The 12,074-nt window shown below is 66.8% G+C and carries 10 protein-coding genes and 4 pseudogenes; 4 read left to right on the top strand and 10 right to left on the bottom strand.

Going from position 1 to position 12,074, the window contains the following annotated elements; genetic code table 11:
- Positions 1-60: 60 nt before the first annotated feature.
- From T428_RS0116785 to T428_RS0116770, 4 genes are all read right to left on the bottom strand, one after another.
- Positions 61-951, bottom strand: a complete 891-nt coding sequence (locus tag T428_RS0116785) for an alpha/beta fold hydrolase (protein ID WP_025737383.1) — start codon at positions 949-951, stop codon at positions 61-63.
- Positions 952-1,027: 76 nt separating this feature from the next.
- Entirely contained in the window at positions 1,028-1,702 is a 675-nt protein-coding gene (locus T428_RS0116780; protein ID WP_025737382.1) for a hypothetical protein, read from the bottom strand.
- 27 nt (positions 1,703-1,729) lie between these two features.
- Positions 1,730-2,287: a CsbD family protein gene (locus T428_RS0116775; protein WP_025737381.1), complete on the bottom strand. Its 558-nt coding sequence runs from the start codon at positions 2,285-2,287 to the stop codon at positions 1,730-1,732.
- A gap of 158 nt (positions 2,288-2,445) precedes the next feature.
- Complete coding sequence (locus T428_RS0116770; protein ID WP_025737380.1) at positions 2,446-3,675, bottom strand: sulfotransferase family protein; 1,230 nt, start codon at positions 3,673-3,675, stop codon at positions 2,446-2,448.
- Between the two features lie 29 nt (positions 3,676-3,704).
- Here T428_RS0116770 and T428_RS0116765 point away from each other — a divergent pair, with 29 nt between their 5' ends.
- Positions 3,705-4,280, top strand: a complete 576-nt coding sequence (locus T428_RS0116765) for a TetR/AcrR family transcriptional regulator (protein ID WP_025737379.1) — start codon at positions 3,705-3,707, stop codon at positions 4,278-4,280.
- A 29-nt stretch (positions 4,281-4,309) separates the two neighbouring features.
- On the top strand, positions 4,310-5,392 hold the full coding sequence (locus T428_RS28885; RefSeq protein ID WP_245604965.1) for a DUF1214 domain-containing protein: 1,083 nt from the start codon (positions 4,310-4,312) through the stop codon (positions 5,390-5,392).
- A gap of 4 nt (positions 5,393-5,396) precedes the next feature.
- Here the strand turns inward: T428_RS28885 and T428_RS28880 are convergent.
- From T428_RS28880 to T428_RS28875, 4 genes and pseudogenes are all read right to left on the bottom strand, one after another.
- Positions 5,397-6,447, bottom strand: a pseudogene (locus T428_RS28880) (LLM class flavin-dependent oxidoreductase).
- On the bottom strand, positions 6,447-6,971 hold the full coding sequence (locus T428_RS0116750) for an SRPBCC family protein (RefSeq protein ID WP_211243966.1): 525 nt from the start codon (positions 6,969-6,971) through the stop codon (positions 6,447-6,449). The pseudogene T428_RS28880 and the gene T428_RS0116750 overlap by 1 nt, the downstream one beginning before the upstream one ends.
- A gap of 22 nt (positions 6,972-6,993) precedes the next feature.
- Positions 6,994-8,115, bottom strand: coding sequence for a fatty acid desaturase family protein (locus T428_RS0116745; RefSeq protein ID WP_025737377.1), 1,122 nt, complete (start codon positions 8,113-8,115; stop codon positions 6,994-6,996).
- 16 nt (positions 8,116-8,131) lie between these two features.
- Positions 8,132-9,237 (bottom strand): annotated as a pseudogene (locus T428_RS28875) (ferredoxin reductase).
- Positions 9,238-9,306: 69 nt separating this feature from the next.
- Here T428_RS28875 and T428_RS0116735 point away from each other — a divergent pair.
- Complete coding sequence (locus T428_RS0116735; RefSeq protein WP_025737376.1) at positions 9,307-9,981, top strand: TetR family transcriptional regulator; 675 nt, start codon at positions 9,307-9,309, stop codon at positions 9,979-9,981.
- 3 nt (positions 9,982-9,984) lie between these two features.
- On the opposite strand, the pseudogene T428_RS28870 reads toward T428_RS0116735, so the two are convergent.
- Both T428_RS28870 and T428_RS32860 read right to left on the bottom strand, forming a co-directional pair.
- Positions 9,985-10,589 (bottom strand): annotated as a pseudogene (locus T428_RS28870) (GNAT family N-acetyltransferase).
- A 29-nt stretch (positions 10,590-10,618) separates the two neighbouring features.
- Entirely contained in the window at positions 10,619-10,804 is a 186-nt protein-coding gene (locus T428_RS32860; protein ID WP_156942979.1) for a hypothetical protein, read from the bottom strand.
- A gap of 77 nt (positions 10,805-10,881) precedes the next feature.
- Here T428_RS32860 and T428_RS28865 point away from each other — a divergent pair.
- A pseudogene (locus T428_RS28865) lies at positions 10,882-11,974 on the top strand (F420-dependent hydroxymycolic acid dehydrogenase).
- The last annotated feature ends 100 nt before the right edge of the window (positions 11,975-12,074 follow it).

The following is a 12,074-nucleotide window of genomic DNA, read 5'->3' as shown; positions in this document are numbered from 1 at the left end:
CGGTGCGCGCGGCGTCACTTGAACCACGCGCCTGACACGCCCGAAAAACGGTGTGATGGTTTAAGTTTCGGCGCGCAGGAACGCCCGCAACCGATCCAGCACCAGGTCTGGTCGTTGCGCGACGATCCAGTGGCCGACACCGTCGACCAGCTCGACCTGGTAATCGCTTATGCGGTCGGCATATCCGTCCAGAAGTCGCGGCGTGATCACCGGGTCGTCGGTGCCGCTGAGCCAGCGCACCGGGACGTCGACGCCAGCGTCGTTGTACTCACCGGCCCGCCAGCTGCGCATCTCGGTGGTCTGGAAGCTGCGGTACCACCGCGAGCCGGCCTCGGCGTGGCCGGGCTGGTTCATGTATTCGCTGTACAGCCGGACGCTCTCCTCGGGTAGCGAGAACCCGCTGCCGACCCAGGTACCCAGCATCCGGAGAAACCGCGAGTTGGGGTCGCTGATCACCCGGGGCCCGATGACGGGCAACGACATTGGAATCTGGTACCAGAACCGCCAGAGGTCGCGGACCGCACCCAGATTCATCTTCGGCCAGGGTGCCACGGTGTTCAGGCCGAAAAAGCCGGTCACCTTGTCCGGATGGCGCAGCATCATGATGAACGCGGCGGGTCCACCCCAGTCGTGGGCGACCAGCTTCACCTTGTCGACGCCCAACTTGTCCAGCACGCCCGCGAGGTCCTCGCCCATCTCGGACTTCAAGTACCGCGACGGCGGCGCCGAACTCCAGCCCGCGCCCCGCAGGTCGGGACACAGCACCCGGTAGCCGTCGGCGGCCAGCGGGCCGATCAGCTCGTGCCACTCCCACCAGTTCTCCGGGAAGCCGTGTACCAGCATGACGGCCGGCCCGTCGGGCGGACCGGCGTCGGCGACGTGGATCGTCACGCCGTCGCCCAGTTCTACGTACCGATGCTCGACGCCGTCCAACACGGGCATAGCGACCATGCTGGAAAAGCTAGCGCACCGAGGCTATTTCAGAAACCATCGAACAACGTGGATCGTTCGCAAACCGCCCGGTTTGTCAGTCGTTCGCACGCTCGGCTTGGCGCTTTTCCTTTTCGGCGTCGGCCAGTTGCTCCAGCCGGTCCGCCTCCGAGCGCTTGCGGGCCGCGCCGGCGAGCTTGTCCTCGGCGTCGTCGACCTTCGACTCGGCGGCCTTGGCCGCGGCCCTGTCGACGGCATGCGTCCGGTTCTCCACCTGGCGCCTGGCTGATTCGGCCATCTCCTTGCGCTCGGCGGCCGCCTGGTCGGCGCGGCGCTTGGCAGCGACGCTCTGCTTTTGGGCGGAATCGATCGCCTCACGTTTACGGTCCTGCACGGTTTGACGGGCTAGTTTGATCTCTTGCTTCGTGGCCTGCTGCGCTTCCTGTCGCTCCTCGATTGCACTGGCGCGGGCGGCTTTTAGCTTGCCGTCCGCCTGCTGGCGCCGAGTTTCCGCCTTCGCGTCCAGCTTTGCCGCCCGCCCCAGGGTGTCGCTGCGCTCGACCAGCGCCTCCCCCCGTCGGGCGAGCTCCGGGTCACCGAGCGCATTGCCGACGGTGGCGTCCAGCGTGCCCACCGAGCGCTCATAGAGCAGTCGGGCGGGAGCTTCGTTGCTGATCCGAGTGAAAAAGACATCCTCGAGCAGCCGTAGTGGATACCGCGCCACCTGATACTGGAATCGCAGCACCGCGAACGGCACGTCAGATATTTTCATCGAGTTCTCCTACTTCTGGCCCAGTACTCAGGGAAGGTCGGCCTGGTCGGTGATGTTTTCGGCATCGCGGCGGAGGCGATCGGCTGCCAGTTTTTCGTTGGCAGCCACCTGAGCCGAACTCTGGTGTTCCGCGGCGGCGTCGATGACTTCCTTTGCGGCGTCGCGCAATTGCTCGCGTTCGGCCGCCTCGGCCTGTTGCACCTGGCGTTGGGCAGCCGCCTCGGCTCGCGTTTGTTCGGCGGCGGAGCCCTGTTGCGCAGCTTGCTCGGCGGCGCGCTTTTGCACCGCTTGCTGGGCTTCGGCCGAATCCCTGGCCGCCACCTCTTGCGCATTGGCGGCCAAGCGCTGCTGGGCGCTTTCAACCTTGGTTTGAGCTTCCTGCGCCCGCGCCTGTTGTGCCTCCGACTCCGCGACGGCCTCGATTGCGTTGGCTTCTTTATGCTCGTGCGCCTGAGTTTGTTCGAGTTGTCCCTCGGCGGTCAGCGAGTCGTTGCCGGTAATGGCGCCGGCAACCTCTTTCACCTTCCCTTTCACCGAGTCGATCAGTCCCTTGCGGGCTTGACCAGCCTTGTCCTGCTCAGCCATGAATAATCCCCTTCCCCCCACGCGGAGGCCCTCGATTCAACGTCGGGTGATTTCACGTGTCTGACGGGCCAACCAACCGTGACCCCCGACCAAGGCGCCCGTCAGCGTCGTGAACTACAGGGTTTCCCCGTTGTCGTGAAGCAAACCCACAATCTGAGTTACTTCAGAAACCGCTCGATGTAGGGCGCGAACCGGTCACGCAGCGCGCTCTCGCGCAGCCCGAACATCTCGAACGACGTCTCGACGTTTCCCAACCGGCCGCGCCGATGGCCGGCCAAATAGTCGGCGATCGCCTTACGCACCTCGTCGGTGACCGGTTCGCCGGCCAGGGCGTAGACGCGCTCGGCGACACCGAGTTCGTCGGCCATGAAGTCGTCGAACCGGATGTCGATCGAGCGTTCCGGACCGATCGTGTCGCGATCGCGCACCAGCGCGCGCAGCATCTGGTCGAGCCGGTCGATCCACGAGTTGGCGATCTGTGCCACCGGCGAGCGGTGCATCCGGGCGGAGTAGGTTATCATCGCGATCATCGACAACGCCACCGGCACCGGATCGCGGTGGGTGAACACGATGATGCTGTCGCCGAACACCCGATCCAGCACCGGCACCTGCTCGAGTTGCTGCGGCGACTTGAGCAGCCAGCGCCGGCCCCCGCGCAGGAACTGCATGGCCCGCAGTTGCGTGGCGAGGTATTCGTAGTGCGGCGTCTGGTCGTGCGCCCGGTAGTAATCGCGCCAGCGCGGCACCTCGCCGAGCGTCTCGAACAGCATCGTCGAAATATCGTTGGCCAGCAGCTGGATCTCTTCGTGCACGTGGTCGGTGGTTATCTCGTGCATCAGCGGGAAATACGGCATCACCGTGTTGTCCACGCCGACCGCGACGTCCATTCGCGCCCGGCGCGGATCCGGTTCGGCGCCAACCTCATTCGGCAACGGAAACGGCTCGTTGCTTTCCCAGTACGGCATGGTCCGGAAGGTGGGCGGGGCGGCGAGCAGATTGTGCAGGTGCGTGGTGCCGGTGCGGGGCAGCCCGGCGATCACCACCGGCGAGCGCAGTTCGATGTCATGGATCTCGGGATGCCGACGCAGTAGGTCGGTCAGCAGCAGTCGGTTCTTGAGCAGCTGCAGCAGTTGGCCGTAGAAATTGACCACTCCGGCGTCGTGCAGCCCGTCGATCTCGCGCAACGCGGCCAGGTAGACGTCGAGGCGTTCGCGGTAGTCGTCGGGGCCGAAGTCGTGCAGCCCGGTGTTGGCGCTGGCCTGGGCGTGCAGCGCGTCGGAATCCAGTGGGCACTGCGAAGCCATCATGGCCATCATGTCGAGGATCTGCTGGCCCTCGGCGCTGAATTTGGACAGGTCAAGGTCGTCGAGGCGAACGGCGTCGGTCACCGCGACTTACTGTTACGTTGAGTTTCGTAATGGTTGTCGATTTTGGCCGACCCCGCGACCCGCGTATCGACGGTGCGGTGCTGCGCGCCACCGTCGAGCTGCTCGCCGAGACGGGTTACCCGGGGCTGCTGGTCTCCGCCATCGCCGAACGCGCCGGCACCAGCAAGCCCGCGATCTACCGCCGCTGGCCCAGCAAGGCGCACCAGGTGCACGAGGCGGTGTTTCCGATCGGCGCCGCGACCGCGATCCCGGCCACCGGATCGTGGGTCCAGGATGTGCGCGAAATGGTCCGGCGAACAATGGCTTTCCTGACCACTCCGGCCGCCAGAGCGGCGCTGCCCGGCCTGGTCGGCGAGATGGCGTCCGACCCGACGCTGCATTCGGCGCTGCTGGAACGGTTCACCGGCATCATCGGCGGCGGCCTGGCGCAGTGGCTCGACGCCGCCGCGGCCCGCGGTGAGGTCCGGTCCGGCGTGACCGCCGCCGAACGTGCCGAGGCGATGGCGGGCATCACGCTGGTCGCCCTGCTCACCCGTCCCGACGGACTCGACGACGCCTGGGTGGACCGCACCACCACGTTGCTCCTGAAAGGAATCAGCGCATGACACACGAATAGACGGCCGCGTGGAAAGAGCTGCTGGCCACCCTCGGCGACCTCGATCGGTCGTTTTTGGAGGACGACCGGGCGGTGACCGACGACCGCCACGTTGCCGACGGCTACCGGATGCTGGCCACCACCCTGGGCGTCGCTTTCGACACCTACCTGTTCCCCGACCCGGGCCGCCCGCAGTTCGTCGCGGTCAACACCCCGTTTCGTCGCGACCGCCGCTGGGGCGGCGACAACACCGATGCGTATTACTACATCTGCCCGGTCGACGAGAAGCGGCGGTATCGCATCAGCGGCAACAAGGGTGACAGCGTGTACTTTTCGGTGACCGCCTACAGCGAACCCTCGCCTGGCGCGTGGTCGGACCGGATCGTCGCGATCGTCCGCGACACCGATCTCGACATCGACGCCGAGGGCAACTTCTGCTTCGACTTCCCGGCGACCCCCGACGCCGTGGTGCTGATGACCCGCGACTACCAGGCGCACCCGCTGACCGGTCGCCCGGTGACCTGGCAGATCGAGGCACTCGACGGTCCGGAACCGATCCGGCACGGCGACGCCGAGACCGCGGCCCGCCTGCGGGCCGCGGCCGCCTGGATGCGCACCATGTTCGCCATCGTCCCGCTGGCGGTCGGGACACGGGTCCGTGAAACAGTCTCAGCCATACATGGGCTGGGCCATGAAGCCGCCCACGCTGCAAACCAATTCGCCGATCCCGATCAGGTGCCCAACGCCAACTTCGGCTGGTCGGCACGCGACGCGTGCTATGCCTACGGCAGTTTCGTGCTGGACGACGACGAGGCACTGGTCATCACGCATCGGCCTCCGGCGTGCCGGTTCTGGAACCTGGTGGTGTGGAACCAGTTCATGGCCAGCTACGGCGAGGAGGATGCCCGGTCTTCGCTCAACAACCACAGCGCCGCGCTCAACAGCGACGGCTCGGTGACGATCGTGTTGTCCAACGGGACGACGGCGCAACCGAATTCATTGACGACGCTGGGTTATCCGCGCGGCAACCTGGCGTTCCGATGGTTCCTGTCCGACGGCGTGCCGGAGCGGCCCGAGGCGCAACTCGTCAAGGTCGCGGACGCCCCGACCGCCACCACCTGACCCGTCAACCCGCCTCGCGGACCAGCTCTATCGCCCGGCCGAGCGTCTCCAGCCTGGCGGCCAGCGTGTCACCGGCGGGGTAGAGCCGCACGGTGTCGACACCCGCGTCGCGCCATACCGCGAGCCGTGCGCGCACCATCTGCTCGGTGCCGATCAGCGTGGTGCCCAGCACCATATCGTCGGTCACCAGCCGCGCGGCGCCGTCGCGGTCACCGGCCTGCCAACGCTCGAGCACGGCGGCGGCGACGTCGGCCCAGCCCTGTCGACTGGAGGCCCGGTTGTAGAAGTTCGTGCTCGAGGACCCCATGCCGCCGAGGCTGAACGCGAGCTCCTTCTTGCGGTCGGCGATCATGGCGCTCAGCTCGTCCTAGTCGGCGGCGAACGCGACCTCGGCGCCCTGGCTAGATGTCGATATCCGCGCGGCTGCGCCCGGCGGCCGCAAGACCCTCGTCAAGGTGGGCGCAGTACGCCTGCGCGGCACCCTCGGGCACGAAGCTGGTGCCCAGCCAGCCGTCGGCGATCTCCCCGGTCAGCCTCAGCATCGCCGGCGACAGCGTGGCCAGATAAATCGGAATCGGGTGCTGCGCCGCGTTCGACACCCGCATCGGCACGGCTTCACCGGGGCGGGGAATCTGAAACTCCTTGCCGGTATGGGAGATCTTGCCCCCGGCGAACACCTGCCGCACGATGTCGACCGTCTCCGAGACGCGGGCCAGCGGCCGGCTGAACGAGACGCCGTGCAGGCCCTCGATGACCTGGGGCCCGGATGCCCCCAGCCCCAGCAGGAATCGCCCGTTCGACAGGTTGGACAGCGTGATCGCGGTCTGCGCAACCAGGACCGGCGACCTGGTGCCGACCTGCAGGATGCCGGAGCCGAGCAGCATCGTGTCGGTCCGCGCCGCCAGGTAGCCCAGCGCCGACACCGCATCCGCACCCCACGCCTCGGCGACCCAGCACACGTCGAGTTCCAGCTTTTCGGCTTCGACGGCCAGCGGCACCACCTGGGCGACTTCGTCGCTGCCGCCGGACAATTCGACCGTCGTCGCGGTGCGCATCAGCGCACCCCGTGTTCGGCCAGCCTCTTGATCGCCGCCAGGGTCTTGCCGATCGCAGTCTCGAATTCGCGCATCCGGACGAACACGATCTTTTCCTCTTTGTCCGGCATCGAGTCGATCGCCACCGACAACCCCGAGCGTCCCGGCCCCATCTGCATCCAGTAGCTCAGGCTGGTGCCGCCATCCCGGGGTTCCAGCCGGAACCGCCAGATCGACGACGGGTGCTCGACATCGCCGACCGCCCAGGCGAATTCGTGGGGCTGGTCGCAGGCGACGACGTGCGAGGTGGTGCTCCATTCGCCGAACGCCTCGTGCTGGTTGTGTCCGACGAAACGGGCACCCAGCTTCGGTCGATCGGCGCCGCTGGCCCACTGGACCGATTGCAACTCGCTGCTGAACGTCGGCATCAGCTTGATGTCCGAGACCAGATTCCAGACCCGGGACGGATCGGCGTCAATCCACGTCGAGGCTTCCACCGTCGGCTTGTCCGCATAACGTGCACCGGTCCATTCCACGCCGCCCATTGTCCCCCACCCGGGGCGGTCCTCAGGCCGCGACGGGCTCGCGATCGGCCGGCTTGTCGGCCCTGACCTTCGGCAGCAACGACGTCACCTTGCCCGGGCTCGGGAAGGTCAACCGGACGATCTTGCGCACCACGGTGCCGAACTGCTGCAGCAGCGGGCCCTTGTTGTAGGGGATGCCGTAGCGCTGGCAGATCTGCTGCACCTCGGGCGCGATGTCGGCATACCGGCGGGCCGGCATGTCGGGGAACAAGTGGTGCTTGATCTGGTGCGACAGGTTGCCGGACAGCAGGTGGAAGAGCTTGCCGCCGGTCAGGTTGGCCGAGCCAAGCACCTGCCGGAAGTACCACTGGCCGCGCGAGTCCTCGGCGGTCTCCGCGACGGTGAATTCCTGCGTGCCGTCCGGGAAGTGCCCGCAGAAGATGATCATGTACGACACCACATTGCGCATCAGGTTGGCCGTCATGTTGCCGGTGAAGATGAACGGCGCGAGCGGACCGGCCAGCAGCGGGAAGGCGACGTAGTCCTTGAGCGTCTGGCGCTTGGTCTTCTGCCAGATCTGCTTCAGGGTGTCCTTCTTTTCCCAGACCCGGATCTCGCCGGAGCGGATCTTCTCGGTTTCTAGCTCGTGCAGCGCGACGCCGTATTGGAACAGCACCATCAGCAGGAACGCATACACCGGGTTGCCGAGAAAGTAGGGCGTCCACCTCTGGTCTTCGCTCATCCGGATGATGCCGTAGCCGATGTCGCGATCCATCCCGACGATGTTGGTGTGGGTGTGGTGCATGTAGTTGTGCGAGTGCCGCCACTGGTCTGCCGGGCAGGCGGTGTCCCACTCGAACGAGCGCCCGGAGATGGTCGGGTCGCGCATCCAGTCGTACTGGCCGTGCATGATGTTGTGGCCGATCTCCATGTTGTCCAGGATTTTCGCGACGCCCAGCATCGCGGTGCCGAGCAGCCAGGCCGGTGGCAGGAACAGCAGCACGCGCCCGCCCACTTCCAGTGCCCGTTGGGTTTTGATGACGCGACGGATGTAGTCGGCGTCCTCTTCGCCGAGGTCGGCCATCACGAGGTCGCGGATGGCGTCGAGTTCCCGGCCGAACGCGTCGGCCTGCTCGGGGGTAAGGGTGATCTCGTCGTGTGACATGGGTTCTCCGTTCGAGTCAGAGCGCGAGGTCGACGTCCCCGACGGGGACGGATACGCAGATCTGGATGTTTTCGTCCGGGCCGGTCGAGACGGCGCCGGTGGTCAGGTTGCGCACGGTGCCGGAGACCTTCCGGCGCGTGCAGGTGTGGCAGATGCCCATCCGGCATCCGTTCTCCGGGGTCAGGCCGGCCGATTCCGCCTGCTCAAGCAGCGAGCGTCCGTCGTCCACGACGTCAATGTCGCTGTCGGCGAACATTATTCGGCCACCAGACGGGTTTTTGGCGCCGTGATCGCCGGCAGCACGAAGCTCTCGGTGTACACGTTGTCGCAGTGTTCGTGGACGGCGTCGACCAAAGCGGTCGGGCCGCAAACAAATACCGCATCGGGCGAGGGTATGGCGGCATTGAGGTGCTCGGCGTCAAAACGTCCGACGAGATCGCCCGAACCCGATCGGGTGTAACCGTGTAGCACCCGCACTCCGGGCATCGCGCTCAGCTCGTCGCGGTAGCAGGCCTCTGCTTGGCTGCGGGCGTAGTGAACGAACGCGATTTCGCCCCTTTGGTTTTGCACGTGGCCCTGCGCCACCAGGGTGCGCAGCATCGCCAGCACGGGAGTGATGCCGCTGCCCCCGGCGACGAACAGGATCCGCCGCGGCCGATCCGCCGGCAGGACGAAGTCGCCGCCCACCCCGGTCAACCCGACCACCATGCCGCGGCGGGCCTGCTCATACAGGTAGTTCGACACCAGCCCGCCGTCGTAGCAGCCGACGGTCAGCTCGAGGGTCGAGCTGCCTTCGACGTTGGCGGGTGAATAGCAGCGGGTGTGCCGGCGGCCGTCGATCTCGAGGCTGACGTTGACGTACTGGCCGGCCCTGACGGTGTGGGTGGACGTGAGGCTCTGGTTCGGAGCGAGGGTGAGGGTGACGCTGCGCGGCGTGCTGCGCCGCACGCCGACGACCTTGGCGCGGGCTTCACCCCGGGTCCAGGTCGGGTCGACCAGCTCGGTGTAGCGGTCGACGCCGTGCGGGCCGGTCAGCAGGTCGACCAGGTCGGAACCGAGGATGCGGTCCCGGAAAGTCTTGGCGAAGCTTCGCCGCGAGGTCCGACTTCTTTGAGTGAACATATGTGCACCGTGCGACGCATCAGCGGGGCGAATCAAGGGTTTACTCAGCTTTCTGGTAGGCTTCACACAGTGAACGGTCGTACTCCTAGCCCGAGGCCGCACCGTTCCAGCCGCGAGCGTTCCCGGGAAAGCCCCTCGCGTGAAGAGCGGAAGGAAGCCACTCGGCGCGCCATCATCGCGGCGGCGCTCAAGCTGCTGCAGGACCGCAGCTTTTCCGCGCTGAGCCTGCGCGAGGTGACCCGCGAGGTCGGGATCGTGCCCGCGGCGTTCTATCGACACTTCGAGTCGATGGAGGCCCTTGGGCTGGTGCTCATCGACGAGTCGTTTCGCAGCCTGCGCGACACCCTGCGCGACGCGCGCGCCGGCAAACTCGACCCGAGCCGGGTCATCGAGTCGTCGGTCGAGATCCTGATCGCCAGCGTCGCCGACCGGCGCGAGCACTGGCGTCTGATCGGCCGCGAGCGCAACAGCGGGCTGAGCGTGCTGCGCTACGCGATCCGCACCGAGATCCGGCTGAGCACCTCGGAGTTGGCGACCGACCTGGCCCGCTTTCCCGGGCTCAACGCGTGGAGCACCGAGGACCTCAATGTGCTGGCGACGCTGTTCGTCAACTCGATGATCGTGATCGCCGAGGCGATCGAAGACGCCCAGACCACCGAATCGCTGGAAGACATCCGGCGCATCGCGGTCAAACAGCTGCGCATGATCGCGATCGGCATCGCCGGCTGGCGCAGCAACCCCTGATCGTCAGCGGGGCTCGCGCCACATCGCCCACAGCGGTGGGCCGCCGCCCGGCAGCGGGATCTCCTGGGTGACCTCGAAGCCGACCGCAGGTAATAGGGCACGTTCTCGGGCTTGCTCGACTCGAGGTAGGCCGGGCAGTGCTCGGCATCGCAGCGGTCCAGTCGCGACCGCATCAGCACCTGGCCGTAGCCCTGGCCGCGCACCCCCGGGTCGCTTCCGATCGCGGCCAGATACCAGTGCGGCTCTTCGGGATGCTCACGCTTCATCACGTCCTGGATGCCCCGCGCCATGCCGGTGCGCAGGCCGAACACCCGCAGGAAGGCCGGCGTCATCGCAAACTGCGCCCACCGCGATTCCTGCCAATGACCCGGCGGATCTCACAGGGCGGCCGCGCCGATCGCACCTTGGTCGTGGGCCACCTCGACTTCGCCGAGCGGCAGATGATGGTGCCGGGTCATCGCGGCAAACATCCGGGTCAGCTGGGTGGCCCGGGTCGCGTTGTCGGGAAATAGCCAGGTCATCACCGGATCGTCGTAGAAGGCCCGGCTCAGGGTGGCCGACGACTCGCGCAGGTCGGCCTTGCGTGCGGGACGTGCCTGGGCAGCCATGACGTCAGGCTAATGGCAAACGACCCGGCTCAGGACGACGAACCCCGGAACATGGTGGCGAAACCCGTCACCGCCGCGACGGCCCCCAGCGCGTAGATGGAGATCGAAAGCCACTGCACGCCGATCGTCGAGGCGAGCCAGCACAGCAGAACTGCGCCGCACATCATGCTCACGCTGCGCAGCGGTGCGCGGTGTGGACGATCACTTCTCACCATGGGTTGCGAGTTCCTGTTCGTATCCCCCACAAAACGCACACGCGTGTGACGGTACAGACGAGGGGTACCTTGGTGCGGTGACGGATGGTCTTTCCCGGCGGACGTTCGGGCAGATCGCCACCGGCGTAGGGGTGCTCGGCGCCGGGGCGTTGGCCGGCGCATGCGCCCGCGAACACCACACCGCGCCCGCCACCGCGCCGGCGGTGACCAAGGGCGTCGGAATCACCTTGTCGTACGAGCAATTTCGCACTGACCAGCTGGTGTTGCAGGCGCAGGCAGCCGAAAAGGCCGGCTTTCAATACGTCTGGGCCTGCGACCACATCCAGCCGTGGCAGGACAACGAGGGCCACTCGATGTTTCCGTGGCTGACGCTGGCGCTGGTGGGCAACGCCACCAGCCGCATCTCCTTCGGCACCGGCGTCACGTGTCCGACCTACCGCTACCATCCGGCAACCGTGGCGCAGGCCTTCGCGTCGCTGGCGATGCTCAGTCCGGGCCGGGTGTTCTTGGGGGTCGGGACCCGGCGAGCTGCTCAATGAACAGGCCGCCACCAACATGTGGGGCAAATACCGCGAGCGGCACGACCGGCTGGTCGAGGCGATCCAACTGATCCGCCAGCTGTGGAGCGGTGAGCGAATCTCGTTCGCGGGCCGCTATTTTTAGACCAATTCGCTCAAGCTCTACGACCTGCCGCAGGCCTCGCCGCAGATCTTCGTCGCCGCCAGTGGGCCCAAAAGCGCAAGGCTGGCAGGGCAATACGGCGACGGCTGGATCACCCAGGCCCGCGATCTCACGAACGCCAAACTGCTGGGCGCGTTGAGCGACGGTGCCCGCGCGGCGGGGCGCGATCCCGCGACGCTAGGCAAGCGTGCCGAACTGTTCGCCGTCGTCGGCGATAGCGAGGAGGCCGCGCGCACGGCGGCGCTGTGGCGGTTCACCGCCGGAGCCGTCGATCAACCCAATCCGGTCGAAATTCAGCGGGCCGCCGAGTCGAACCCGATCGAGAAGGTCCTCGCTAGCTGGACGGTCGGCACCGATCCCGCCACCCACGTCACGGCCGTGCAATGGGTTCTCGATGGCGGGGCCATACCGTTTCTGCACTTCCCGCAGGGCGATCCCATCGCCGCGATCAACTTCTATCGCGACTACGTGCTGCCCAAATCGCACTAGGCCGCTTCGCTGCATCCTTCGTTTACGCTGTGGTGCAACGCATTTCGCTCTCCGTGCGCCTCACCCGGCCGACCCGTGTACCCCGCGCGCGCCACATCGT

Source organism: Mycobacterium genavense ATCC 51234 (genome assembly GCF_000526915.1).
GTDB classification, from domain to species: domain Bacteria; phylum Actinomycetota; class Actinomycetes; order Mycobacteriales; family Mycobacteriaceae; genus Mycobacterium; species Mycobacterium genavense.
The sequence above is the reverse complement of the archived record's forward strand: the minus strand, read 5'-3'. Positions and strand labels throughout refer to the sequence as shown.